The 26,727-nt window shown below is 67.1% G+C and carries 16 protein-coding genes and 1 pseudogene; 9 read left to right on the top strand and 8 right to left on the bottom strand.

What is annotated here, in order from left to right; all coding sequences use genetic code 11:
- Positions 1-333: 333 nt before the first annotated feature.
- Genes dnaK through clpB form a run of 5 tightly spaced genes read left to right on the top strand, consistent with a single transcriptional unit; the run spans position 334 to position 6,649 of the window.
- Positions 334-2,214, top strand: a complete 1,881-nt coding sequence (gene dnaK / locus D0T12_RS32685; RefSeq protein ID WP_117404678.1) for a molecular chaperone DnaK — start codon at positions 334-336, stop codon at positions 2,212-2,214.
- A complete protein-coding gene (locus tag D0T12_RS32690) occupies positions 2,177-2,764 on the top strand; it encodes a nucleotide exchange factor GrpE (RefSeq protein ID WP_117404680.1) in 588 nt (195 codons plus the stop codon). Before dnaK ends, D0T12_RS32690 begins: the two co-directional genes overlap by 38 nt.
- Positions 2,764-3,708, top strand: coding sequence for a DnaJ C-terminal domain-containing protein (locus tag D0T12_RS32695; protein WP_117404682.1), 945 nt, complete (start codon positions 2,764-2,766; stop codon positions 3,706-3,708). The genes D0T12_RS32690 and D0T12_RS32695 overlap by 1 nt, the downstream gene beginning before the upstream one ends.
- On the top strand, positions 3,708-4,052 hold the full coding sequence (locus D0T12_RS32700) for a chaperone modulator CbpM (protein WP_117404683.1): 345 nt from the start codon (positions 3,708-3,710) through the stop codon (positions 4,050-4,052). Before D0T12_RS32695 ends, D0T12_RS32700 begins: the two co-directional genes overlap by 1 nt.
- Positions 4,034-6,649 carry an ATP-dependent chaperone ClpB gene (gene clpB, locus D0T12_RS32705; protein WP_117404685.1) on the top strand — a complete coding sequence of 872 codons (2,616 nt, stop codon included), beginning with the start codon at positions 4,034-4,036 and terminating at the stop codon, positions 6,647-6,649. Before D0T12_RS32700 ends, clpB begins: the two co-directional genes overlap by 19 nt.
- 19 nt (positions 6,650-6,668) lie before the next feature.
- On the opposite strand, the gene ligD is transcribed toward clpB, so the two are convergent.
- Both ligD and D0T12_RS32715 read right to left on the bottom strand, forming a co-directional pair.
- Positions 6,669-7,622, bottom strand: a complete 954-nt coding sequence (gene ligD / locus D0T12_RS32710) for a non-homologous end-joining DNA ligase (protein WP_199487838.1) — start codon at positions 7,620-7,622, stop codon at positions 6,669-6,671.
- A gap of 137 nt (positions 7,623-7,759) precedes the next feature.
- Positions 7,760-8,824 (bottom strand): hypothetical protein, encoded by a 1,065-nt coding sequence (locus tag D0T12_RS32715; RefSeq protein WP_117404689.1) that lies wholly within the window; start codon positions 8,822-8,824, stop codon positions 7,760-7,762.
- A gap of 898 nt (positions 8,825-9,722) precedes the next feature.
- On the opposite strand from D0T12_RS32715, the gene D0T12_RS32720 reads away from it, so the two are divergent.
- A protein-coding gene (locus D0T12_RS32720) for an IS3 family transposase (protein ID WP_233526428.1) occupies positions 9,723-10,924 on the top strand; the annotation gives its coding sequence in 2 pieces (ribosomal slippage) (positions 9,723-9,987 and positions 9,987-10,924; 1,203 coding nt in all).
- Positions 10,925-11,116: 192 nt separating this feature from the next.
- Here the strand turns inward: D0T12_RS32720 and D0T12_RS32725 are convergent.
- Positions 11,117-12,289 carry a hypothetical protein gene (locus D0T12_RS32725; RefSeq protein WP_117404691.1) on the bottom strand — a complete coding sequence of 391 codons (1,173 nt, stop codon included), beginning with the start codon at positions 12,287-12,289 and terminating at the stop codon, positions 11,117-11,119.
- 798 nt (positions 12,290-13,087) lie between these two features.
- On the opposite strand from D0T12_RS32725, the gene D0T12_RS36090 reads away from it, so the two are divergent.
- Positions 13,088-13,411 (top strand): TIGR02391 family protein, encoded by a 324-nt coding sequence (locus D0T12_RS36090; RefSeq protein ID WP_199487839.1) that lies wholly within the window; start codon positions 13,088-13,090, stop codon positions 13,409-13,411.
- Positions 13,412-13,653: 242 nt separating this feature from the next.
- On the opposite strand, the gene D0T12_RS32735 is transcribed toward D0T12_RS36090, so the two are convergent.
- Entirely contained in the window at positions 13,654-16,176 is a 2,523-nt protein-coding gene (locus D0T12_RS32735; RefSeq protein WP_117404740.1) for a DEAD/DEAH box helicase, read from the bottom strand.
- A 778-nt stretch (positions 16,177-16,954) separates the two neighbouring features.
- On the opposite strand from D0T12_RS32735, the gene D0T12_RS32740 reads away from it, so the two are divergent.
- Both D0T12_RS32740 and D0T12_RS32745 read left to right on the top strand, forming a co-directional pair.
- Positions 16,955-17,788, top strand: coding sequence for a hypothetical protein (locus tag D0T12_RS32740; protein WP_147339729.1), 834 nt, complete (start codon positions 16,955-16,957; stop codon positions 17,786-17,788).
- Positions 17,788-18,555, top strand: coding sequence for a hypothetical protein (locus D0T12_RS32745; protein ID WP_117404695.1), 768 nt, complete (start codon positions 17,788-17,790; stop codon positions 18,553-18,555). Before D0T12_RS32740 ends, D0T12_RS32745 begins: the two co-directional genes overlap by 1 nt.
- A 180-nt stretch (positions 18,556-18,735) precedes the next feature.
- Here the strand turns inward: D0T12_RS32745 and D0T12_RS32750 are convergent.
- From D0T12_RS32750 to D0T12_RS32765, 4 genes and pseudogenes are all read right to left on the bottom strand, one after another.
- Positions 18,736-19,485, bottom strand: a pseudogene (locus D0T12_RS32750) (transposase).
- A gap of 1,058 nt (positions 19,486-20,543) precedes the next feature.
- Entirely contained in the window at positions 20,544-21,137 is a 594-nt protein-coding gene (locus D0T12_RS32755; RefSeq protein ID WP_117404697.1) for a hypothetical protein, read from the bottom strand.
- Complete coding sequence (locus D0T12_RS32760; RefSeq protein ID WP_117404699.1) at positions 21,134-21,451, bottom strand: hypothetical protein; 318 nt, start codon at positions 21,449-21,451, stop codon at positions 21,134-21,136. The genes D0T12_RS32755 and D0T12_RS32760 overlap by 4 nt, the downstream gene beginning before the upstream one ends.
- Positions 21,444-26,150 (bottom strand): HD domain-containing protein, encoded by a 4,707-nt coding sequence (locus D0T12_RS32765; RefSeq protein WP_147339730.1) that lies wholly within the window; start codon positions 26,148-26,150, stop codon positions 21,444-21,446. The genes D0T12_RS32760 and D0T12_RS32765 overlap by 8 nt, the downstream gene beginning before the upstream one ends.
- Positions 26,151-26,727: the final 577 nt, after the last annotated feature.

Genomic DNA, 26,727 nt, shown 5'->3' on the forward strand with positions numbered 1-26,727 from the left:
CTCCCCTGTCATCTCCCGCCGAAGCGGAAGAACTCCTTGCAGCCTCGCCATCGGTCGCGACCTTCACATCGTCAGATCTTGTAGGCACGGCTCGCGCGAGGAGGCCGCCCGCCCGCGCCGGTCGGCGTGAGGACCGCGTCCCGCCCGATCGTCTTCCAAAAAACGGCGGCCTCACCCACCCTCCACGGTGGGCGCCGAGCACATACCTACACGGTCGGTGGATGCGCCGGGCCCACTCATCACGCAGCGTCGGTGGCGAAGGCGTTGCCACCTCCGGCAACGGTGTACGCCATCTCGCCGGTATCCGCGGTGAGGACCATCGGAAGGAACCTGATGGCTAGAGCAGTTGGCATAGACCTCGGCACCACCAACTCGGTCATCGCGGCGATGGAAGGCGGCGAACCCCGGGTCCTCCCCAACGCGGAAGGGGCACGGACGACCCCGTCCGTGGTGGCCTTCACCGAACAGGGCGAGAGGCTGGTCGGCCAGCTCGCCCGGCGGCAGGCGATCCTGAACCCGAAAGGCACCATCACCTCCGCGAAGCGCTTCATCGGACGGCGCTACGACGAGATCGAGAGCGAGAAGGACGCCGTCTCCTTCGACGTGGTCGAAGGGCCGGACGGAACCGCGCGCTTCGAGGTGCGCGGCAGGCAGTACGCACCGGAGGAGATCTCGGCCCAGGTACTGCGCAAGCTGGCGGACGACGCCGGAAAGTCGCTCGGCGAGAAGGTCACCGAGGCGGTCATCACCGTGCCCGCCTACTTCAACGACGCCCAGCGGCAGGCGACGAGCGACGCCGGGAAGATCGCGGGGCTGGAGGTCCTGCGCATCATCAACGAGCCCACGGCGGCGGCACTGGCCTACGGCCTCGACAAGAAGGCCAACGAGACCGTGCTGGTGTTCGACCTGGGCGGCGGCACCTTCGACGTCAGCCTGCTGAACATCGGCGACGACGTGGTCGAGGTCCGCGCCACCTCCGGTGACGGCCATCTCGGCGGCGACGACTTCGACCGCCGGATCGTCGATCATCTCGCCGACGGCTTCCAGCAGGACAACGGGATCGACCTCCGCGCGGACCCCCAGGCCCTGCAGCGGCTGTTCGAGGCCGCCGAGAAGGCCAAGGTCGAACTGTCCACGGTGTCCCAGACGCAGATCAGCCTGCCGTTCATCACGGCCGACGCCACCGGCCCGAAGCACCTCGACGCCTCGCTGATGCGTTCCACGTTCGAGCAGATCACCGCGGACCTGATCGAGCGCTGCGTCGGGCCGGTGGAACGGGCGATGAGCGACGCCAAGGTCACCGCCGACGACATCGACGAGGTCATCATGGTCGGCGGGTCCACCCGGATCCCCGCCGTGCAGAGCCTCGTCCGCAGGCTGACCGGCGGCAAGGACCCCAACATGTCGGTCAATCCCGACGAGGTCGTGGCGCTGGGCGCCGCGATCCAGGCCGGCGTCCTCAAGGGCGAGGTCAAGGACGTCCTGCTGCTCGACGTCACGCCCCTGTCGCTCGGCGTGGAGACCATGGGCGGGGTGATGACCAAGATCATCGAGCGCAACACGACCATTCCCGCCCGCCGCACCGAGACGTTCAGCACCGCCGAGGACAACCAGAACGCGGTCGACATCGTGGTCCTGCAAGGGGAACGGGAGCGGGCCGCCGACAACCGGGTGCTGGGCCGCTTCCGGCTGGAGAACATCCGCCCCGCGCCACGCGGCACGCCGCAGATCGACGTGACCTTCGACATCGACGCCAACGGCATCCTCAACGTCTCCGCACGGGACAAGGACACCGGCGCCGAGCAGCGCATCACGATCAGCCAGAGCTCGAACCTCGATGAGAGCGAAGTCGAGCGCATGATCGCCGATGCGGAGCGGCACCGGCAGGAGGACGCGCGGCTGCGTGCGCAGGTCGACGCGCGCAACGAACTGGACTCGGCCGTTTACCAGGTCGAACGCCGGCTCGGCGAACTCGGCGACTCGGTGCCCGTGCACGAGAAGGCGCGGGCCGAGGGGCTGATCGAGGACGCCCGGCAGGCCGTCAAGGAGGAGGCGCCGCTCGACCGGCTGCGCACGCTCACCTCCGAACTCCAGCAGATCCTGCACGGCCTGGGAACCACCACCGGAGCGGCGGGCGCGGGCGAGCGCTCCGCCGGGGCCACGACGGAAGGCTCAGATGACGATGTCATCGACGCGGAATTCACGACGGACTGACCAGACCGGGCAGCCGGCCGACCAGGACCGGCCGCCCGAGCGCCCCGAGCAGGACGGCGCCGCCGAGGCGGCCGGTGAGGCGGCCGGCCCGGATCCCGGCGAGGTCGAACGGCTCAGGGCGCGGGGCGAGGAACTCGAGGACCTGTGGCGGCGCGCTCTCGCCGACCTCGACAACATGCGCAAGCGCATGACGCGTGAGCTGGAGACGCAGCGCCGTGCCCAGCGGGCGGAGGTCACCGCGATGTGGCTGCCCGTTCTCGACGACCTCGAACGCGCCCTCCAGCATGCCGAGTCCGATCCGAAAAGCGTCATCGAGGGCGTTCACCGCGTGCGGGACCGGGCCGTGGCAACGCTGCGCGACCTCGGTTACCCGCGCCGCGATGAGCTGGGGGTCCCGTTCGCCCCGGCCCGGCACTCGGCGGTCGCCGTGCGCACCGACTCCGACGCTCCACCCGGAACGGTGGTCGAGGTGCATCAGCCAGGTTACGGCGACGACGAGAACCAGTTGCGTCCGGCGCTGGTGTCGGTGTCGGCCAAGGCCGATGACTGATGGCCGTCCGCGATCCGTACGAGGTGCTGGGGGTCTCCCGGGACGCCGACCAGGACGAGATCCAGCGGGCCTACCGCAAGCTCGCCCGTGCCCATCACCCCGACATCAACAAGGACCCCGAAGCCGAGGAGAGGTTCAAGGACGTCTCCGAGGCATACGCCATCCTGTCCGACCCGGAGCAGCGCCGCCGCTATGACGCCTTCGGGCCCGACTTCCGGCGTGTTCCGGAGGACGTCGACCCGAACATGTGGGCGCGGTCCCGGGCGGGTGCCACCGCGGGACGGGCCGGCTCCTACGCCACCACGGGCGGCGCCCACACCGGCGGGTTCGGCGAGGACATCGACCTGGAGGACCTGTTCGGCGGGATCTTCGGCGGCCGGTGGCGGGGCGGCGACCGCAGGTCCGCCTGGTCGCCGTCACGCGGCGCCGACCAGGAGGCCGAGATCGAGGTGAGCGTCGAGGAGGCGTACCGGGGGACCAGACGCACCCTCACCCTCAACCGTCCGGAGGGCCCGCGGAACATCGACGTCACCGTTCCCGCCGGTGTGACCGACGGCCAGCGCATCCGGCTCGCCGGCCAGGGCGGGAGCGGCGACACCGCCGGAGACCTCTACCTGGTGGTGCGGATCACCCCACATCCCCGCTACCGCGTCGAGGGACGCGACGTGTACACCGACCTCCCCCTCGCGCCTTGGGAGGCCGCCCTCGGCACGACGGCGGGACTGCAGACGCCCGGCGGCGAGGCCAAGGTGAAGGTGCCCCCCGGCACGTCCAGCGGGCGGCGGCTCCGGCTGCGCGGCCGCGGGCTGCCCAACCCGCGCGGCACCCCGGGCGACCTGTTCGCCGAGGCCCGCATCGTGGTGCCGCCCGAGCCGTCCGAAACCGAACGCCGGCTGTTCGAGGAGCTCGCATCGGCGTCACCGTTCGACCCGAGGAGATCGTGATGGAACATCTGCTGCCCGGCACGGTCTACGCCATCATCCCGACCCGTCCCCGGCGGATGGACCTCGACGCCTTCGCCGACGCCGCCGGAATCCATCCGGAGCTGGCCCGCCGGCTGGTGCGTCTCGGCCTGCTCGACCCCGTACGCGACGCGTCCGGCCGACTCTGGTTCGCGCCCGCGCACGTCGCCGCGTACGCGCGCCTCGAACGCCTGCGGACGGGACTCTGCCTCAACTACGCCGCGCTGGGACTCGTGGTCGAACTCCTCGACCGCATCGCCGAACTCGAGCGGGACCTGCGCACCCGACACCACACCGGAGGCCGAACGTGGACCCCAACCGCCTGACCCAGAAATCCCAGGAGGCCCTGCACGACGCCCAGACCAAGGCCCTGCGCTTCGGGCACGTCGAAGTGGACGGCGAGCACCTGCTGCTCGCCCTGCTCGACCAGGCCGACGGGCTCGTCCCGCGGCTGCTCACCGAGGCGAAGGCCGACCCGGCACGGTTGCGGGAGGCGCTGGAGGCCGAGCTGGGCCGCCGCCCGAGCGTGAGCGGTCCGGGCACCGAGCCCGGCAAGGTGCTGGTGACCCAGCGGCTCTCCCGCCTGCTCGACACCGCCCAGCAGGAGGCCGAACGGCTGAAGGACGACTATGTCTCCGTGGAGCACCTGGTCATGGCCCTGCTGGAGGAGGGCTCGGCGACGGCCGCGGGACGGCTTCTGGAGCGTCAAGGCATCACCAGAGACTCCTTCCTGGAGGCCCTCACCCGGATCCGCGGCAACCAGCGAGTGACGTCCGCCATGCCCGAGGTCGCCTACGAGGCACTGGAGAAGTACGGCCGGGACCTGGTCGCCGACGCCGCGGCGGGCAGGCTCGACCCCGTCATCGGCCGGGACGCCGAAATCCGCCGCGTCGTCCAGATCCTGTCCCGCAAGACCAAGAACAACCCGGTGCTGATCGGCGACCCCGGCGTCGGCAAGACCGCCATCGTCGAGGGACTCGCCCGGCGCATCACCGACGGCGACGTCCCCGAGGGCCTCCGCGACAAGACGATCTTCAATCTGGACATGGGCTCGCTCGTCGCGGGCGCCAAGTACCGGGGCGAGTTCGAGGAACGCCTCACCGCCGTCCTCAACGAGGTCAAGGCGGCCGAGGGCCGGATCCTGCTGTTCGTCGACGAACTCCACAACGTCGTCGGCGCGGGCGCCACCGAAGGTGCCATGGACGCCGGCAACATGCTCAAGCCGATGCTCGCCCGCGGCGAACTCCACATGATCGGCGCCACCACGGTGGAGGAATACCGCAAGCACGTCGAGAAGGACGCGGCCCTGGAGCGGCGCTTCCAGCCCGTCCTGGTCGACGAACCCACCGTGGAGGACACCGTCTCGATCCTGCGCGGCCTGCGCGAACGCCTTGAGGTCTTCCACGGCGTGAAGATCCAGGACGCCGCCCTCGTCGCCGCCGTGACGCTCAGCCACCGCTACATCTCCGACCGGTTCCTGCCGGACAAGGCCATCGACCTGGTCGACGAGGCGTGCGCCATGCTGCGCACCGAGATCGACTCCATGCCCGGGCCGCTGGACGAGCTCACCCGCCGCGTCATGCGCCTGGAGATCGAGGAGGCCGCGCTGTCCAAGGAGGAGGACGCGGCGAGCAGGGGCCGCCTGGAGAAACTCCGGGGCGAACTGGCCGACCTGCGCGCCGAGGCCGACTCCATGCGCGCCCAGTGGGAGGCCGAGCGCCAGGCATTGCGCAAGGTGCAGGCGCTGCGTCAGGAGATCGAACAGGTCCGGCAGGAGGCCGATCGGGCCGAGCGCGACTACGACCTCAACCGCGCCGCGGAGCTGCGCCACGGCCGGCTGCCCGAACTGGAGCGGCGGCTGCGCGCCGAGGAGGATCGGCTGGCCGACAAGCAGAACGGCGGCCGGCTGCTGCGGGAGGTCGTCACCGAAGAGGAGATCGCGTCGATCGTGTCCCGCTGGACGGGCATCCCGGTGAGCCGTCTACAGGAGGGCGAGCGGGACAAGCTGCTCAGACTCGACAAGGTTCTGCACGAGCGCGTGGTCGGGCAGGACGAGGCCGTCCAGCTCGTGTCCGACGCCATCATCCGCGCCCGCTCGGGCATCAAGGACCCGCGCCGCCCCATCGGTTCGTTCGTCTTCCTCGGCCCCACCGGCGTCGGCAAGACCGAACTGGCCCGCACCCTCGCCGCGGCCCTGTTCGACACCGAGGAGAACATGGTCCGCATCGACATGAGCGAATACCAGGAGCGGCACACCGTCAGCCGGCTGGTCGGCGCGCCCCCCGGCTACGTGGGATACGAGGAGGGCGGCCAGCTCACCGAGGCCGTCCGGCGCAAGCCCTACTCGGTCGTGCTGTTCGACGAGATCGAGAAGGCGCACGGCGACGTCTTCAACACGCTGCTCCAGGTCCTCGACGACGGCCGCCTGACCGACGCGCAGGGCCGCACCGTCGACTTCCGCAACACCGTGATCATCATGACGTCCAACATCGGGTCGGAGCACCTGCTGCAGGGCGCCACCGCGGAGGGTGAGATCGCACCGGACGCCCGCGACCGGGTGATGGGCGAGCTGCGGCGCCATTTCCGTCCCGAGTTCCTCAACCGGGTCGACGACATCATCCTGTTCAAGCCGCTCACGCTGCCGCAGATCGAGCAGGTCGTCGACCTAATGTTCAACGACCTGCGCGCCCGGTTGGCCGACCGGCGGATGCGCCTGTCGATCGACGAGGACGCCCGGCGGCTGATCGCCGAGCAGGGCTTCGACCCGGTGTACGGTGCCCGCCCGCTCCGCCGCTTCATCGCCCGCGAGGTCGAGACCCGCCTCGGCCGCGCGCTCATCGCGGGAGACGTCCGGGACGGCGCCACCATCCACATCACCGCCGCGATCGGGGAGCTGAACGTCCGCTACGAGAACCCGGAGTGACCGGCCGGGCCTGCCGGCCCTATTCGCGGCGGACCTCGCCCGGTTCCTTGTCCGTGCGGACTCCGCGCCAGCTCGGATGCCGCAGCCGGCCATCGCCGGTCCACTCCGTGAAGACGACCTCACCGACCAACTCCGGCCGCACCCAGCGGGCGTCCCGCGCCTGCTGGGGCGGTACGTCGGGAACCGGCGGTTCGTCCTGCCGCAGCGGCGCGAGACGCCCGGCGAGGTCGTTCAAGATCGCCTCGGTGAAGCCGGTACCGACCTGACCGGCGTATCTCAGCCGTCCCCGCTCATCGTTGACGGCCAGCAGAAGCGCGCCGATCCGGTCGGCGCGGCGGCCCTCCCCGGGCTTCCAGCCGACCACGACCACTTCCTGCGTCCGAAAGTTCTTCGTCTTGGTCCAGTCCCGGTGCCGTTTTCCCGGCCGGTACGGGGAGTCGACGCGCTTCGAGACCACGCCCTCCATGCCGAGACGGGACGACTCGGCGAAGACGTTCGCGACGTCATCATGGGAAGTGGTCGTCTTCCAGCGCGGCCCGTCCAGCCCGAGCCCCTGAAGAACCCGGCGCCTCTCGGCGTAGGGCAGGGCGATCCGCGGCTCATCGCCGCAGTGCAGCACATCGAAGATCATGTAAGAGACGGGGTCGGACCGGGCCAGGGCCTTGATACGGTCCGGCTGACGCAGGTGCATCCGCGGGCCGAGCGCCTTGAACGACGGCCTGCCGTCCGGTCCGAACGCCACGATCTCCCCGTCCAACACCACCGGCACATCGACCGCGGCGGCGAGCGGGGCGAGCTCGGGCCAGGCGACGGTGATGTCCTTTTCATTGCGCGACATCAGCTGTAACCGTTCGTCGCGGATATAGGCGACGGCCCGGACTCCGTCCCACTTCAACTCGGCCGCCCAGCCTTCCGTGGTCGGCAGTTCCCCCAGCACGGCCAGCATCGGCGGATACATCGGCAGGCTCCCCATCACCACGATCTACCGCCCAGGGGACGGCGACATGCCGGCCTACTGCAATGAACAGGGAAATTCCGCTTCCGCCCGTCCGAGATCCGCGCCTGGGCAACCAAAAACCCACCAGCGGTGACCAGCACGACAGACCCCGATCACGAGATGTTGCGCTTCCTCTGCTGTTCCAGGCGGCTGCGTTGACGGACTCCGTACGCGGAGTCACGCACGGCCGACTCGTCTTCCAGCCCCGATCCGAGCGCACCACCGGCCGTCGCCATGGACGTGGCGAGCCAGGCCATCGACAGAAAGAAGCCCCACCCGGCCCCATGGCCGAGGCTGGGCCGTAGCGCGCTGCCGGTCAGCACCACGGGCACCAGCACGATCGTCAGCACGAAAACGGCCCCATAAAGGCACAGCACACCGATCAGCAACGTGACCAGGGTGACAGCGTTGTACAGCTTGGCGCGCTGGCGATTGATGACGTCGTCCGGACGTTCCCACAACCGATGGTCGATGATCAGCCACGCCAGCAGGGCCGCGACCGCCAGCACCGCCAGGATCGCCTGCCGGACCGGGCCGAGCGCATCGGTGATCTGCCAGACGGAGGCGTTGACCACCGCGAACGCCACGGTCGCCAGCACCCCCGCCAGCGCCTTGGACAAGCCGGTGAACAGCCGCCAGGGCCGGTTCGCCCGGATCATCCCGGCCAGCAGTCGGAACCGGCCCGGCAACCCCGGCGTCACGAACCGCTGCTCAGCCTGCCGTCCGGAATCGGCCTGGCGGACGGTGTACTCCCGCGCGAACCTCGGCGGCGTCCCGTCGCAGACCAGCGCGACCAGGTCCACCACACCGCGGCGAGCCCGACTCTTCCGAGAGAACCAGCCAAGTGCGGGAAGCGACAACAAGGCGAGCTTTTCAGCCCTGCTCACTTCCGCCAGAATCGGCTGAGTTTCCCGACGGCGCGGCAGATCGGTCACGAACACGGCGATGTCGTACCCGTCATCGGGGAACTGACCGGCCAGGACCTCCGACAGGCGCTCCGCCTCCACCTGCTCGTCGGCCGTCAACGCCCCAGGCCCGGCGTCGACCTCCCAGTCCACCGGCGCCGCCGAACGTTCCCGCATGTCGGCGGGCAGCGACTCGGCGATCTGACGGACGATCTCTAACGACAGTCCAGGATCAGCACGCAACACCACGCGCACCACGTTGTCGTCGGCCACCGCCGCACCCCCCGACACGAACAATCGAGTGCCTTACCCGAAAGAGGCAACTGAAACACCGCACACGACCTTCGGCGGGAGGTCGCGAACGACCTATCGCCAACTGGTCGCATCGGCTCCTTGCCAGCTCGGCGGTTCCGAACGGACTAGCACGGAGCGGAATGAACCGCCCCGACCTAAGACCTGGACGCCCGCGGGCGCGCGGCCACGCTTCGAGGGTGTCGGCCTCGCGGTCGGTCAGCACCTCGACGTGCTGCCTGGTCGGGCGTCGATCAGCACGGCGGTGTCTCTGCGGCGCTTGCGCGAGTCAAAGCCGTCCATGGAAAGTCTGGGTGCAGCCGTGGATCGGACCGTGTACCAGCGCCGACCCGGCCCCGCGACCCGGGCACGCCGCCGGGCCGTTGGGCGCCCTCCTCAATGACCAGCGGAGACGGTTCGGAGAACACCAGCCCACAAGATCGTCGATCTCCTGCAGACGGACTTTGATATCACGAGACCAGGCTCTGCGCCTCCCCCACCTTGCTGCGATCCTCGCCCGCCAGCGAAGGCGGGCGCCACCCGACCGGGCGCGGCAGTGGCTCATCAAGGACGGGGAGGATGTTGCGATCCTCGCCCGCCAGCGAAGGCGGGCGCCACTGGTCTGGAGGTCGCCCCCAGCGAATTGACACAAGTTGTTGCGATCCTCGCCCGCCAGCGAAGGCGGGCGCCACTCATCGGGCGCCCCCGTCCCGCTCCTCGCGGTGCACGAGGTTGCGATCCTCGCCCGCCAGCGAAGGCGGGCGCCACCGATTTCGCCCGCCCACCACCGACGACGCACGCACGCAGTTGAAGCCCACCGGGTTCGGTGAAGTCCTTCAAGCCAGCGTGATCTTGGCTGGTTGGAAGGAGAATTACTGCGATGTCTGCACCACGCAAATACCCCCAGGAACTGCGGGACCGGGCCGTGCGGCTGGCCATGGAGTCCGACCGCCCCATCGCCCAGATCGCAGCCGATCTGGGCATCCACCGCGAAGCGCTGCGCACCTGGGTCCGGCAAGCCCAGGCCGACGCAGGCCAGCGCCCCGAGCAGCTCACCAGCGCTGAGCGGGAGGAACTCAAGCGGCTGCGCAAGGAGAACAACGAACTCAAGCGCGCCAACGACATCCTCAAAGCGGCCTCCGCGCTTTTCGCCGCCGAGCTCGGCCAGCCCCGGACGAAGTAGTCATGGTGGTCGACCACCTGCGTGACCGCTTCGGGGTCGAGCCGGTGTGCCGGGTCCTGGACCTGTGCCCGGGTACCTACTACGGCCGCAAACGCCGACCGCCGTCAGCCCGCGCCCAGCGCGACACGACGCTGATCGAGCAGATCACAGACGTCTACCAAGCCAGTTACGGCACCTACGGCGCCTACCGCGTGCACAAGCAACTGCGCCGCCAGGGCGTGCAGGTCGCCCGGTGCACGGTGGAGCGGCTGATGCGGGCCCATGGCCTGCAGGGCGTGCACCGCCGGGACCGGCAGCGCACCACCACACCCGACCAGACGGCGCCACGGCCGCCGGACCTGGTCAACCGGCAGTTCACCGCCAACCGGCCGGACCGCCTGTGGCTGGCAGATATCACCTATGTGCGCACGTGGGAGGGCTGGGTGTACGTGGCATTCGTGCTGGACGCCTTCTCCCGCCGCATCGTGGGATGGCAACTGGCCGATCACCTGCGCACCGACCTGCCGCTGGACGCGCTGGAGATGGCGCTGTGGCAACGCGGCCGCGAACGGCCGGTGCAGCCCGGCACCTTGATTCATCGCTCGGATCGGGGCTGCCAATACGTCAGTTTCCGCTACACCACTCGACTAGCCGACCTGGGTGTCACCGCCTCGGTCGGATCGGTCGCCGATTCCTACGACAACGCCATGGCCGAGTCACTGAACGCCACGTTCAAGACCGAACTGATCCACCGCCGCACCTGGCGAACCCGCGACCAGGCCGAATACGCCATCGTCGAATGGGTCGGCTGGTACAACCACCGCCGGCTACACACCGCGATCGGTGACGTCCCACCCGTCGAGTACGAGACGGCGTACTACCGTTCGATCAACACACCAGCGCCGACCGGCGCCAGGTAAACCGGGCTTCATCAAACCCGGTGGGCTTCACCGCCCTCAGCTGTGCCAGATCTGCGGTACCGGTTTCATGACCGCTTCCCGCCGAGGGGGCAGCGGCCGAGAGCCCCACGGCCTCTGCCAGGCTCGGCTGGACGGACTACATCGGGGAGGATCCATCGCGCTCGACCGCGGCGTTGGTCGACGTCCCCACGCTCACCCAGTGCCAGCCGCTGCTGGCCCGCCGTCACGAGCGAACGTCTGGGCTTCGTCGCGCAGGCCTTTCATGACCTCATAATTGCGCTGCATCAAGGCAAAGTCATGAGTGGTCGCCTTCAGCCGTGCCATCCGGTCAAGCACCTCCTCATCAGTCAGCTGGGCCAGCCAAGCGGTGACCTGGCGGGCGCTCGGAGAGCCGTTCATTCGACTGATCGTTTCGGCGAGGTCGGCGCGGACCGACGCCGCCCTCAAGCGCTGGTTGTGGCGCTCTGCGGCCGAAGTCGCCGATCCCCCCGCCATCGCCCGACGCTCGTTCTCGTGCCCAACGGCGATCTCGTAGCGCGTCGGGAGTGCGGGCTCGGGCGGCTCCATGCCCGTTACCAGACGTGGCACCGCCCGGGTGCGGACCCAGTGGGAGATCTCGTCGAGCTCTTGTATCAGCACCGGCCACCGGGCCGTGCCCGGCCGGTTGATTCCGACCGTCGGGAACAAAGTCATGGGGACCTGGGCGCCCATTGAAATCTGGGCGATGACGTCGCCAACGCACAGCGGATTTTCTGGGCGCGGAGCAAGGTCACGAATCGAGCGAGGCGGCTGGTCGTCCTGATACATGGCGGCTATGCGAACGGCCGTGATCGCCGGTGTCCTGTGCTTCGTATGGTTGGTGTGTAGGGCCAGCCTGGCCAGAGGGTGCATACGGGGGTCGCTCCGACGGTGGAAGGGCTGCAAGCCTTCGATCCGCCGCACGAGCTCGCTGCCTGCCCGCAATGACGGCGGGCCCTTCTTCGCACGCTTCTTCTGCCACTCCTGGAACTTCTCGTAGGTGTCCGACGCGGGCATGTCGACGAGCTTGGCCGCCGTCTCGTCCAACGGTGAGCCGTCCAGGAACTCGACCTCCGTGAACAGCACGTGCTCCAGGGCGGCCCGCAGCGCCACCAGCGCGTCGGCCACCAGCAGCGGAATCTTGCGGGGAATCGGAGCCACTCGTTCGACGACGGTCTGGCTGAACGGACCCGCTGGTACCTCCACTAGGCCCACGACGCCGCCAGGCTGGGTTTGATAGTCGAAGAGCAGGTTGGCGACCTGCCCGATCAACTCGTCCGCGTGCGACAGTGTCGCCGCGACGCCGAGATGGCGATCGGGGAGCCATAGATGCATCACGTTCTTCACGACGGGATTCAAGCACCCTTCTCAGACATTCAGGAACGATCGTTCGATGGACATGCAAACGGCGGAGCTCCACTGGTATCGCGGTGTCAAATGCCCTCGCTCGGTCCGAGTATAACGAGAGGCCCCGACGCCGAGCCCTCGAACAAGAACGCATAGCGATCGCGAATTCCATGCTCCCCCGCTGGGTGCCCGCGGGCCTGTGAAAAGTGATCTTCATTAGCGCGGATCAGGTGTGCTCGGCTACCGAGAACGTTACAGCTTAGAAAGTTTCGTCAGCAGCCGTCATGTAGGCCGTGCTCTCGAAGGTCTTGCACCCGCCGTGGTCATCAGACGTCGTCCAAGCAGTTGCCGATGTACTGGCCAGTACCGACTGGCCGGGGCTGAGTAACGCGGAGATTACCCGGTTGCTCGGGAAGGTCGGCATTGCTGATCTGGAGGCGCCCAACAAGCGCACCCGGCTGTGGGGTGCTTTGCTCACCAACAGCATCGTGACCGGGCTAGCAACTGCATCAGCCGGTTCATCGCCGAGGCGATGGCCCCGGGTCGGCATCTCCAGGACCAGCCTCGATTCGACGCGCTTCGTGATGGTCTCACCGAGGCGTTGTCGCTGGTCGGGCTACGCGTCAACGATCAGGGCAAGGTCGCTCGGGCGCAGCTATCGCAATCACTTTGGAGAGGTGGCAAAGCTGGCCGGTCGGCTGCGCACCGAACTGGTTCGCCGTGGCGTGCCCCCGAGGTCCTGCGTTACTGCGAAGATAGTCGCTGCGAAAGTCGCTTTTCCATGCAGTGTTCGACGCCATGAAAGGTGTCAGCGAGCGGCTGCGGCAGATGAGCGGCCTCACCAGCGATGGCGCTGCATTGGTCGATCAGTGTTTCGAAGTCGGCACTGGCACGCCGGTCGTGCGGATCAACGCCTACCGCACGGAGTCGGAGGTCAGCGGGCATTGCGGCTTCGCGAACTTGTTCAAGGGTATTTTCGGGACCTTCCGGAGCCTGTCAGCGCATACACAACGAGCGGCTGCTGGTTGGGCACTCACCGAGCCGGACGCGCTCGACCTGTTCCCGATGCTGTCGCTAGTGCACCGCCGCCTCAACGCGGCGAACGTGCGGCACGCACCATGATGTTATGGCGGTTCATGGGCGATGGCGCTGGTCCAGGCGGTCAAAGAACACGCTGAGTAGCTGCTCGGCGGCCTGGTCATTGGCGAGGTCCGCGCCACCCTTCAAGCTGGATTCGGCTCATCGGCGTCAGGGTGTGCTGCTCAGGTCGGTCGGTCCGGCGAGCTTCCATGAGGTCGGAAGGCGGGATGCACTGGAAGTGCGGTTTGGGGTGCACGTGGAGACCGTCGAAGGCGACGCTCGGGTCAGCGTGCTGTAGAACGTGGAGCTACCGCGTAGGTCTGGAAGAAGTTGCCAGCGGTCAGCTTGGCGTACGCGAGTTGCTCCGCGACGGCCATCTCGTCCTTCCAGCGCCCCTGACCATCGGCGAGCGCGACCGCGAATCCGCGAACAGCCTGCTTGAGTCGCTCCCAGGTCTGCTCGGTGACGACTCGCATGCCTGGCACGGGGACGCCCTTGTCGTCAATGGTGCCGCTGGGGTGGACCATCACCGGCACCTGTTCCGCGCCAGGGTGAGTCTTCTCGTCCCAGCGCACGCTGCCGCCGAGTTGGTCAAGGTCGCTCTTGGAAATCGTGTCGGTCGAGCAGCCAGTCTTCAGCTCGATCACGGCGTGGCGGCTGAGGCTCAACGCCCACAGATTGTCCGGACCGGTTCCGTACCGTTTCTCCGGACGAGTACTCGCCAGACCGAGATGATGCCCCAGACGCTCCCATGCCGCCTCCGCATCATCGCTTCGGTCTTTATCTCCCCAGACGATCTCGTCCAGCAGCGCCCGAACCCCCAGGACCAGGGCTATGCCCTCCTCATATTCCGCCGTCAAAAACTCCGCCGCTGCCACCGCTTGTACGGCTACTGCCTTGAGTTGCTTCGGCGTCACTCCAGCGGTTGGTCTCAGGACGAATGGGTTGTCGGCAAGTGCCATAGTTAGCATGCGCTGGGCGGAAGCTGCGTCGACCTGGTGCAGGTAGGCGGCACGTTGTTCGGTGAGCAGGCCCCTTACAGCCTTGTCCTGGAGTTCTGTGATGGTGCGCTGCATTTGGTCAGCGGCCCCACGCAGCTGCCCGGTCACGGCCAAGTCGAACGCTTTTCGGGCCGCGATGGCTTCGGGGCGGATCACGCTGCTTTCGGCGTAGCGGATATCGGCGAGTGCCCGGCGGCTCAGCGTCAGCCACTGCGGTTCGCGGTCGAGGCAGGCGCTGATGGCGGACCGGACCGCGCCCAGCCCCTCCCCTTCGATCTGTTGGGCGATCTGTTGGCTGAGCTCTACCTGGGCCCGCGTCGCGGGGGAGAGCAGCCCGTGCTGCCGGGGGTCATGGATCGCCACAGCCAGTTCGCTGCCCAGGAGGAGGACGACGCAATGGTCCTCGCTATCGCGTACCCCCCGCCCCATGCCTTGCTCGATTCGCTGGATCTGCCGGGTCAACAGGGTTCCACTGCCCCACAGGACACCGGCCTCACGGCGTTCCGCGGCGTCCATCGGACGGGGCACACCATCGAGGATCAGCAGGCGGCAGGCATCGCCAGGCAAATCAACACCGTCGTACTTGTTGATCAGCACGACCAAGCCGACATGGCCGGCCTTTAGTTCCGCTACGCCGGTCTCAAGGTCACCGACAAGGTGGACGCGGTCGGCATAGGGTCGCCACGCGGCGGCGGCCTTCTTGCTAGGCACCAGCACGACCACGTTGACCGGTTCGTTCTCGGCGACGCTGTCGCCATCACGGTCTCCATCGGCGAACTGCCGAGCCATAACCCGTACGGCTTCGTCATCGAGCTCGGGATTCAGGCCGATCGGAGCCAAGATCATCCGATCGCCCAGGTCAGAAGCGCTCCCCGGCGTGACTGGCCGCCGGAGCATCGCGGGATCAGCGTCGAGGTCGGTGACCAGGACACTGTCGTCGGCTAGGGTGGCGGTCAGGTAGACGCGGCGTGCCGCCTTGTGGAAGGCAGGAATCATCGCGATCGGTAGGCACGGCGGACGGAGTTCAACACTCCGGCTGGTGACGGTCGCCGCGCACAGCGGCAGTATGTCCCCGATCAGCGGCCACACGAACTTGAACTTGTCGTCCTTGGCGTGCGGGTGCAAGATCGCCATGACCTCATCTTGCTTGTCCACCCAGGACCAGAACGGGATCCGGATGGTGGCGGTGTAGTCGTCGGTACAGACGTCCGCCCAAGCCTTGGGTGACTGGGCCTTCATGTCCTCAGCGAACTCATCGAGAAGTTCGTCATAGGCGTCATGCTCTGCGGGGACGGTCAGCCGAAACTGACCTTCAGCTGTGGCCAAGGCCGCGTGGGCGTCGTCCACGACGACGATGCCCAGGTCGATCTTCTCCCTGTCGTCTCCCACGACGCCGAACACCGACATGCCGTTGACTAGCTTGTGGAAGGTCGTCACCAAGATGGCCCTCCCCCGGCGGAACGCCAGGTCCCCGGCATCGTCGGTAGTGACCAGCCCTAGCCGGTCCGCCTCCGTCCGCACCTGCCGGGCCAGGTAGGTGTCCGGCGCGAGATAGACGGCCTTTCCCACCCCTTCGTTCAACGTGCTCTGAGCGATCAAGAGGCCCACGACGGTCTTCCCACCGCCAGTGTTTTGCTTGATCACGACGTCGCGGTCGCTGCGGCGGTCAAACCACCGCTCCAGCACCTCACCCTGCTCATGCCGAAGATAGGGCCAGGGGCGCTGGGGAAGCGCAGCGTAGATCTCGCGTGGCCGCAGCAGCGGCGACACGTTTCCAGCACCGACACGGTTCCAGTCGAGTGGCATGGTGCGGGAGTCCCTCCTCGGGCTGCCGGGCGATGCGAGCGTCTCCATCATCTCGCTGACAGCGCCGCAGGGGCCACCTCGAGCCCACCGACTCACCGCAGCCCCAGAAAATAGTCCGGTTTAAGTAATTTTATCCGGATTGGGTGATAATGGCCAGCAGGATTGAGGCTATCCGGGGGCTTTAGAATGAGCCCAGGACTGACAGCACACCTATGCTGAACTGCTCGACCACCACCTCCACCATCTCTCGCAGCCGACTCCTGCGAGCACGGGCGGACTTCGCTGCAACAGGCTCAGCGGGATGAGCGGACGTTGAGGTGTAACTCGGAACACTCGAAGGTCGGATTTGGCCTAGATCGCGAAGATATAGGTCATACGCGGTGGGTGATCTTGGTCGAGGCTGTTCAACGCCTAGCCGCGTGCGTACGCTGTCCATTGCAGATGCGTCGATCAGCTACCAGAAGGAGTTTCGCCGGGTGGATCTTTATCGAATTCTCAGCGTCCCTGCTTCGGGCACAGGCATACCGGTCGAGATGGTGACCTGTCCCCACAACGCCAGGATGCCGGGCACGACCGACTCCCGATCGGGCCCAACGACCAAGTTCACTGAGTCGATCGAAAGTACCGATGAAGAGCGGTCCGGCGCGCTCCTGGGCTCAGTTGCGCCTTGAGTTCTACCGCATCTATCCTGATCGTCGGGGACCGAGCAGACCCCCACGTCGAAGCCGTCGTGGACTTACTACCCGCCCGGGGAACGGTCGTCTTCGACGCGGTCAGCATGAGCGACGTAGTGCAGTGGCTCGACCCGGCCGACATCCGGCTGATCGACATATCCGGAGCCACTGTGACCCTCGGTGCGGATCAGATGGCTGCCCGTGGCTGGATCCGACGTCTGGCCCCTGCAGGCTGGGATTCGGGAGTGCCTCTGGGCAGTCACGGCGCCGCACGGTTGTCATCACGGCTGGCGTTACTCGCCGCAATCCTGCGCGAGCCGAGCCTGATCTGGTTAACCCAGGTGGATCCGCTGTTCGCTTCGGAGAACAAGGTGGTGCAGTACCGCACCGCTCTGGCCGCCGGGATTCGGATCCCGGCCACAGCCGTGAGCAGCTCATCAGGCGATCTTGCAGCCAAACTGGGTGACTCATTCGTCCTGAAACCGCTCGGGCCAGGTCACTTTCAAAAGCCGGACGGCTCCTCACAGGTGCTCTACGTCAAGGCGGTCCGGGCTGCCGAACTGGCTGGCACAGACCTGCTCGACGCGCCGTTCCTTGCGCAGCAAGTTGTCGCGGCCGACATCCACCTGCGGGTTGTCACGGTCGGCCGCCGCGCGTGGACGGCCGAGTTGGATGCTGTCGGCCTGCCCATCGATTGGCGCGAACATAAATCCGCGCACCACTCCTTCGCGGCCACGGACAGGTGGCCGCAGGTCGAGAATGCCGCCGCGCGGCTGGCCGCCGCCTTGGGCGTGGGCTACAGCAGCCAAGACTGGCTGATCGACGAGGACGGCCCCGTGTTCGTCGATCTCAATCCAGGCGGTCAGTGGTTGTTCCTTCCCAAGCCGATCGCCACGTCGGTGGCACGATCGCTCGCCGACTGGTTGGCAGGTCGGTAGTGCCGGTCATCACCGCCGACAAACGGTTCGCCGAAGCCCGGGTGTACGCCTACTACGTCCTCGCGGTGTTCCGCCCGGGACTCGAAGTACCCACCTTCGGCCAGCCTAGAGACTTCACCGACAATCTAAACGGCCTCACTGATGACGACCACAAGGTCCTTATCGAAGAAGGGCGCCGACAACTCGACCGGCAACTTGCTGATCTTGAGAGGAACAAGTCACGGGCCGCGACCATGCTGACCATCGGGCTGGCAGAGGTCGCCGTCCTTGCAGCGGGCGCGAACCGCGCATTCGCCTTCGGGCTCTGGACCAGCATCATTTGGATCATGAGCGCGATCCTTGCGTTGTTGGCCCTGGGCGGAGCAGTCTCGCTGCTCACCTCCCAAGCGATCTTCGGGCGAGTCGATGCACGCGCGGTCGCCTCCGGCCCAATACCGTTGCAGCAGCAGGTCGCGATCGGCTACGCCCAGTCGGTCAGCTGGGGAGAAGAGACCATCCGGACCCGGATCACGATCCTGCGGGACGGCGTCCTGCTCGCGGTCGCATCTGCGATGCTGTATGCGCTGATCTGGCCGTTCATCTCCAGCACGCCAAGCCAGCAGAGCAACCCGCAGCCTAAGACCACAGGGGTATTGACCACATGCCCGACGACCTGTACGCCTTCCTCGCCCGGCAGCCTGCCAACACGAACGAGCCCGAACAGCGGCCCGGCGCCCAGCCCGACGAGCGCCGTCCCAGTCCCAGCACCATCTATACAGCGTCCGTAGAGACGATCGACAACGACCGCGCGACCTCACTGCTCGGCAACGTCAGCCTGTAGCGCGAGGCGCGCCGATCGGCTCGGCTTCTCGCCACGGCAAAACACGGCTAAAGGGTGTCCCGTAACGATCCTGATGGCTGATGGGACGGGGTGGGCAGGGATCGGGAATTGTCGGCCGCCTACAGGCTCATACGGTCATGGTCAGGTTGCGCATGAGGGCGATGCCGCGGGTGGCGTGCTGGACGCCGCTGCGCTTGTGGCGGCAGTTGCGCAGGATGGCCCAGGTCTTCATGTGCGCGAAGGCGTACTCGATCCGGGCGCGGACACGCTTGTGGACGGTGTTGCGCCGTTGTTTCCACTCGGGCAGCTCGGCGCCGTCGCGGGGCTTTTGGTACGGCATGATCACGCCCGGGTTGCCCTGATAGCCGCCGTCGGCCATGACGTTCGCACCGCGGCAGGCCCGGTCAAGGCCGGAGTCGCCGAAGGCGGTGCAGTCGTTGTAGCTACCGGGCACGGGCCAGCCGACCGCGACGACCAGACAGGTGTCGGCGTCAATGACGACCTGCCTGTTCACCGAATAGCGGTAGTTTTTCGACGACGCCGACACGCTCCGGTCGTGGGTCGGCACCAGTGTCCCGTCAACGATCAGCACGGTGTCGGGGCCGGGCCGGCGGGTGACCGGCGCCAGCGCCAGCAGCGGCGCCAGGTGGTCCACGATCCGATGCGCGGCCGACTTCGACACCCCGAACAGCAGCGCTACCTACCGCAACGTCAGATTCGTGCGGTAGTACACCGCGCTCAACAAGACCCGGTCGGCCAGCGTCAGGCCCCACCTGCGGCCGGTCCCGGTCTGCTCCCCGCCCCGAGCCGCAACGATCCGCACCAGCTTGCGGAACTGCCGCATCGACAGGCCCGTGAAGGTCGGCACCCAGACCATGTCGTCCGCACTGATCGTTTGCTCCACACCAAGATCATCGATCAAAGTCCACAACCGTTACGGGACAGGCTTTAGTGGGGGCCACCACAGTGCCGCTCGCACTCGGGGCAGCAGACCATCCGTGCGAATGCCAACCTCAAATAGGCTCGTATCCCTCATGCGCAGGTCCGGTTGGACTACGCCGGAAATGGGCCGCGTCGAGGTGCCGACGAGAACGGCACGTGCTATGTGCCTCACCAGCGCTTCGCATGTACCTGGTGACAGGAGCCTCATTGAGCGCCGCAGCGGTTACGCGCCTGACGATAGCTCCGTCCTCCACTGCGCCACGATCTCGGATTCGGACCATACGGGCAGATGCCGACCGGGTCTCACAGCGTTGCGGTCATTGCCGCATGTGACGGTGTAGATGCGCCCAGAGCCGCCCTCATCGGCTGCAAGAAAATCTTCGTAGGCGGCACCGAGACCATGAGCATTATCATGTTGGAGCCATGAGAGCGAGATCTGCTTGTCCCGCCCAATCGGCGGGACTCGCACGGGATTGATCCAAGAGCCTTCTCGCTCTCCTTGGACAACTTTCTGAGCTACCTCGACGTTGAGAGCTGGCCCATTGCCAACGTTCCGCAGGGCCCAACCTTCTGAGCCGTCGTACACGAACACGAGCACGGGCATCCTGGCGCGACGCTCGGTGGACTTCGCTACTCGATAGCCGAGGACAAAGGTTACAACTGACAGGATGAAGGCCGCGATGGAGACCGCCGTGGCAAGCATGTACCCAGCATGATGGGCCCAGACAAGCGGCGGAAGTCTCTTTAGTGGGGTTGCTCGTGAGCGACTCTGGGGGCTCCGCCGCCCCCAGCTCTTCGCGGGCCGGAGCACACGATCGCGCGGGACGCTCTGTCACACCTTGCGCGCCGTTCGCGCGATCGCGCACTCCGGATCGTGGTGGAGGCGCGCGGGGCACGGCGAGCTGACCACGGCAGGGGCGAAGTCGCCTCCCGAACACTCAGCTGCAGACGCCACAATCATCGAACCAGATCAAATACCCTCGATCGCCTCGCCTACGAACACTTGTCGACCGGGCGCACAGAGATCACGGTGGCCAGGACGATGGCGTCGGTGCGTCCAGCGGTCTTGAGCGTCAGAGTGTGGCGGTCGACACCGGTCAGCGCGCCGCACGTCCGGCCGCCCTGATACCGGACGTCCACCAGAGCGGGCTCGGGCTTGGCGGACGGCCCCAGCCACGTTGTCCCGATCGCCATCGCCACGCACGCGACGGCGAGCGTGGCGAGCCACGTGGCGCGCCGGATCGCCCGGGAGACGCGCCGGATCTCCGCACGCGTCCATGCCCGGAGGGCCTCGCCGGTGCGCAGGATCTTCTGGCCCGGCCGTCCCGACGCCGCCCGCACTGCCAGCAGCGTCGCCGTCATCAGCATTGCCAGCGCCAAGCCAAGCAGCAGCACGACGGCCCACCGGACCCCCGGCGCCAAGGCCGTGATGTTGTCGCGGCCCTTGACGATCAGCACCGCGCTCAGCAGCGCGGTCAGCCCGCCGAGGCCGGTCCGCCACCCCTCGGCCTGTCTGCGCGCCGAGTCGAGCTGGGTGAACTTTAGCTCCTGCGCCTTCTGCGTCCAGCGCTTCTCGTCGAGGCTCACGGCATCTCGACCTTCCAGAAGGCGCCGCAGCCCCGGTCGAAGGCGCCCTCCGGACGGTCGGCGTGCATATGCCCGCACTCGCAGTAGACGTTGACGGTCCGCGGCGGCGGGGCGGAGGCGCCGCGGTTGCGGAAGAGGCCCTTCACCCCGTCTGGCGGGCCGTAGTCGAACGTCATGCTCGTCCGTCCACCGCACGCTGGGCAGGTCCCGGTGACCTCCAGCCCGTCGGCCGTCTCGGCGACCGTGAACCCGTCCTGCATCGGGAAGCCGATCTCGGCGTAGGCACGGTCTCGGTGGTTGTCAATGTCAGGCAACGCTGGTCTCCCGGTCGACGTTTCCCAGGTCGAGCTCGAACAGCGGCGCGTACAGCCGGAGCCGCTCCATGATCCACTCGGCGGGCTCCCCGGTCTCCTCCGCTGCCCGCGCCACGTGCTCGGGCGAGACGCATCCGGAGATTGCAGGCGCGTAGCCGTCGTTGTGTTCGGTGAGCAGCAGTAGGTCCTGCCAGCGCACCACGTCGTCATGGCAGCCGTTCACCGGGTATGACAGCGTCACCCCAATTGCCGCCAGCCGCGCCAGCCGCCGCTGCGCCTCCGCGGGCGCCCACCCCAGCCGTCCCGCCGTCCGCACGAGCTGCAACGCGTCGAACTCGGAGACGGGGACCTCGTCCCAGTCCTCGTCGAAAGCGGTCAGCATGTCCTCGTCGTACTCGTCTGGGTAAATCTCGCAGAGAGCCTCCAACGTGCTCTCGTCCGGCTGCGGGACGGGTGCCCCGACTTCCCGGTACGGCAGAAGCATCTGCAGGAACTCGCCGAGGGAGCAACTGGAGGCGAACGCGCCCTCGACGATGGACTTGGCGGTGAGATGCCAGTTCATCGGCTTCTCGGCCCACCATGTGGGGGGGTTGACCAGGGCCAGGCTGATCTCGAAGAGCGGTGCCAGGTCCTCGATTTCGGAACGAGGTTCGGGGACTTCCGCGTCGGGAAACGCGCGGAGTATCGCCGCACGTGCTTCGCCGACCGTGCAGTACATGGAGCCAGCCAGGCCAACCAATTCGGGGTAGGTCACAGGAGCCTCGGGAGAGCCGAATGGAAGGACTTCACGAGCCCAGCTCGCGTATCGCTGGAGGACACGTCGCCCCTGCACGAAAAACGTGATCGGCAAGCATGGCTTCGTCGCGGTCCACCTTTTGCGACCGACGGAACGTCGGTATTGCTGCAGGTAGATGTCGATGAATCGCAACGCTCCCGGGCCGGGAACAGTGTCGAGGGCGTTTGAAGACAACATGTCGGGACGGACGAGGAAGCCCGCCTTCTCCAGATCAGCCAGGCACCGGTGGGTCTCCCGTATTGTGTGTCCTGATCTGCCAGCGACCACTACGAGTTGAAGTGGCGACAAGGGTTCACCCAAGACGCGAATTTGTCGAAGTGCCTCGATTTCGAGAAGGCTCAGGCTCTCCCGATATTTTTCGCGGCCTGCGACGGTGACGCCGAGCGGGGCGAGCTTGTCACAGAGCAGGAGAACCTTGTCGAGTTCACGGCCGAGGGTTGTGGCGGCCTCGACCAGGTGTGCGGGTCCGAGCGCGTCCTCAATCCAGGGGGGACCGCCGTTAAGGGCCACCGACACGAGGTTGGCGTCGGCGTTGCCGCAGGTGTAGTCGGCAAGCGGGCCGAGATCGATGTCGGGTGCCGTCCAGTCCGCAGGCATAAGGGCAGCCGCCTGACCCAGCACCTCACCCAAGGTGCGATCAAGCTCCTGGGACGTCTTGATGAGCCAACCCGCCACGCATCGGCGTGGCGGTGCGCCTGGCGGGGTCCATGCCGCGAACGCACGGACCGGTGGAGGGTTCTCCTCCTTACAGGTCACCGGCAGCGGAGGGCAATGGCGCACTGCGCTGATATCGATTCCGGTGATGACGTAACGGCGAAGTCGGCGAAGCCTGTCGGCCATCGTCTGCTCGGGGTGCGCGAGCACCTCAAGAATCTTGTCGATGGGTACGTGCTCGTCCCGAGTCCAGTGGGATAGCTGAGCCAGCATCTGCGCGTCGTTCGGATCGACGATCGGGAATCCACCGCTGGCAACGGCGGCAGGGTGCTCGCGGATGCCCGATTTGGTGGCGGCCCGCGACCTCCATTGGCCGCTACGCCACGCATCGAACCAACGGCCGAAGCCTCTGGAACCGGCCTCAAGCCCGAACAGCTCCTGGTCCTGCGGCAAGCAACCGGTATTCCGTACAGAGATGCTGCTGTCCTGGCCCCAGGAAGTTCCGATGGGGATGTGCACGTCCTCCTCCACTAGGCGTACGAAGATCTGTTGGGCGACCTCCGGGGCGGACTTGGCCACCTGCCAGAGCCAAGACAGCGTGAGACCCGGCCACCGCAGCAATTCGGGGAGAGACTTGTCGATCTCTTCGCGGACCCAGTCCTTGTGCCACTCGCGCAGCTTCGTGCGATCGACGGTGAACCGGGGACGGTGGGTGCCGTGCAGGTTGACGATCAGGCCGAAGATCTCCTCGTTGGTGCGGATGCCGTCGGCGGCCAGACCGCCCTCGTCCGACACCCACCAGAGATCGTCGCCGCACCGCAGCGACTCCACCGTCTCGTCCGGGTAGCGCAGTTCGTGCGGCTCCCACCGCTCTGTGGAGCTTTCGCCAGCGGCCTCGACGCGGTAGTCGGAAATCCACAGCAGCTTGCGCAGCGTGAGGAGCGCCGAGACGCGCTCGTCCTCGTCGGTGGACAGGTAGAGGCGGACGCAGGTGCCGCCGTCGCGCAACTGGTCGTCCGCCGAGGTGACGTGGAAGAGGCTGCCGCTGCTGGCGATGTCGACCCGATAGGCCTCCCGCCCCGGGTCACCGTTGCCGTCCACCGGCCGCGTCACCACGGTGATCTCGTCGGCGAGCATGAAGTAGCTGAAGACGCCGACGCCGAACTGGCTGTTGGAGTACACCTGCAGCGGCGGCGTCAGCATCTGCCACCTGGCCTGCTCAGACCGGAACGACTCCTTGTACACGAAGCGCTCGCCTGCGCTGGCGAAGACCCGCTCAAGGGTGTCGATGTCCATGCCGACACCGTTGTCCTGGCACTCGATGAACTCGCGGCCGTCCTCGTCGGTCTGCTGCCGGAACCGGATCAGGCCACTCCACCCGTCCGCAGCCTTGCCCAGCCCCTGGAGCCGGACGTCACGGTACCGGCAGGCGTCCAGCGCGTTCTGGTAGAGCTCCCGGATTGCCAGCGAAGGGTCATCGTAGAGCTGGCGCCCCATCAGCAGTTCGCGGATCTTGTCCTCGGCGAGTCGAAAGCGCGAAAGCGGCACCTGAAAGGCGAGGGTCTTGTCCGGCCGAGTCTCGGGTCGCAGGCTCTTGTCAATGAAGCCGGCGGGCAGAGCGGCGGCGATCTCCTCGTCGAGAGGCAGTTTGGCGATGCGCTCGTGCGCTTCGGCGGCGCGCTTGAGAACGTCCCGGAACACCGCGTACTGAGCCGGATGATGGCAGGACATCCGCAGGTCGAGCTGGTCACCGCGGCGCTCCCAGCGTAGTTGGGCCGCGGTGTTCTTCACCGTTGACAGCGGTAACTCCATCCGGGTCCCGATGTGGTCGGCGAGCACCGGCGGCATCCTGCGCAGATCTGCGGCGAGGATGCCGCCGAGCCAGAGCAGCGAGGCTAGGACCCTCCACCGGTCGTCCACATAGGGGGCGGAGAGGCCGTCTAGGACGATCGAGTCGGCCGGGTGAGCCCCCACCGCGCGCAGCAGTGTCTCCATCAGATTGGGGATTTCGCCGCCTGCCAGGCCCCAGGCCTCGCGCTCCAGCAGGCGTGCCCCGTCCCGGTAGCAGGCATGGGCGGCCGAGTCCCGCCAAACCGACTGACGGGTAGCGAGCCACTGGTGCACCAGCCACATCGCGAGCGCGTCCCGCCCGTCGATCAGGCCGCGGCGTTCCAGCCCCTCAGCCCGGCGAATCATTTGCTGATGCTGCTCGTGGGTCAGCTCCAGGTCCGTGCGGGCCCCGTCCTTATAGGTGCGGGTGAAGTTCGTCGGTTGGATACCCGCTGCCAGCCGAATCCCTTCGGCGAGCACGACCTCGCGCAGGAACGGGGCGGCGACGAGCACGGCAGCTTCCGCCGCGGTGAGGCACCGACGCTCGCCGAGCAACCGTGCAACGCCTTCCAAGACTCGGACGGGATAGTTTTGGTCGAACCACGGGTCTTCGATGCCGGTCCGTGAGCGGAGAGTTTCGTAAGCGTCGCGCCACCTTCGGGCACAGCCCTCGACTAGGGTCAGCACCTGCCTCTGCGCAGCCTCCAGGCGGCGCTCCTTCTGACCGCAGCACTGCCACAGGTCCGCGCTCTCGGCCGCCCGCTGCCACGCCCCCGCCAACTCGTCGCCCTCGCAGACGACGACGTCCTTGGCGTCGGCCAGCATCGACGGATGGGGAACACTGGGCGACTGGCGCAGATCCTCGTTCCGCGACGCCCGCCGCCGTACCTCCTGGGTCACCTCCTCGATGACCCGCCCGAGCGTCCGCGCATGGTGACGCCGGTCCAAGACCTGGGCCAAGGCCTGGGTGAAGACGCTGCCGTTCTCGGTGTAGTGGCAGCGCTGGCCCGCCTCGCATCCGTTGACCAGGACGAAGGACCCCCCGGACGGAAAGGGCACATGGCCGCCCGCCGGGACGGTCTCTCGTGCGGGGTGGTCGCGGCAGGCGTCGACGAAGAAGACGACCAGCCGCGCCTGGCAGCCGGTGAGCTCGGCCGGAATAACCGGCACCAGGTCACCCGGATCATCGGCATGAGCGTCGCTCGGCACGAAAAAGTCCCGGCCGTCGACGCTGACGCCATGACCGGAGAAGTACACCAGCAGCACGCCGCCGCGGGGGACCTGTGCACACGCCTGCTTGATCTCGCGTTTGACCCGACTCAGAGTCGCCTCGTCCTTACCGCCCAGGAGGCCAACCGTCCGCACCTCGTAGTCGGACTGGGCAAGGGCCTGTTCCATGCGGTGCACGTCACTGCGCACGACACGGTCGATGTCACTGAAGCGCCGGTCGTCGCACTCAGGGACTCCGATGAGAAGCGCGTGACGCCCACCCACAAGCGACCTCCAGCCTCACTCGCCGCCAAGAACGCGCAGAGATGACTTTAACCGGCTTCTCTAACAAAGGATGTGACTACGTCCTCATCGACATATGACGGGGGATGCAGAGCACCGCATGGGCGCTTACTGCCTCTCTGCGGCAGTTGCTAGGGCCGCAGGACGGCCGCCGGGCAACGTCTGAGGCACACGGTTCGATCCGTTGCGCAGCACCAAACGTCCTCTTTTCTGCATGAGCGGACGCCTCTTGCGTCCTCTAGGTCGATGGACCGACGGTTCACGTGTGTCTAAGCCTCGGGGACGCACCGGATGAGCACCGGTCGCGTTGGCAGCAGCCGCGACTGAGCTGCAAAACGATCAACTACGCACGGAAACTGATCCGATCGCGGCAACCTTCTGAGCTACGGAGTAGGTCCGCAAGGGCCACCGGCCCTCCGAGGGGCCCGCTGAAGGTTGCAGAGCCAGGCGATGGTTCTACTGCCAGGCTTGGCTATCACAGACG

The sequence above is a fragment of the Actinomadura spongiicola genome, assembly GCF_003432485.1.
GTDB classification, from domain to species: Bacteria; Actinomycetota; Actinomycetes; order Streptosporangiales; family Streptosporangiaceae; genus Spirillospora; species Spirillospora spongiicola.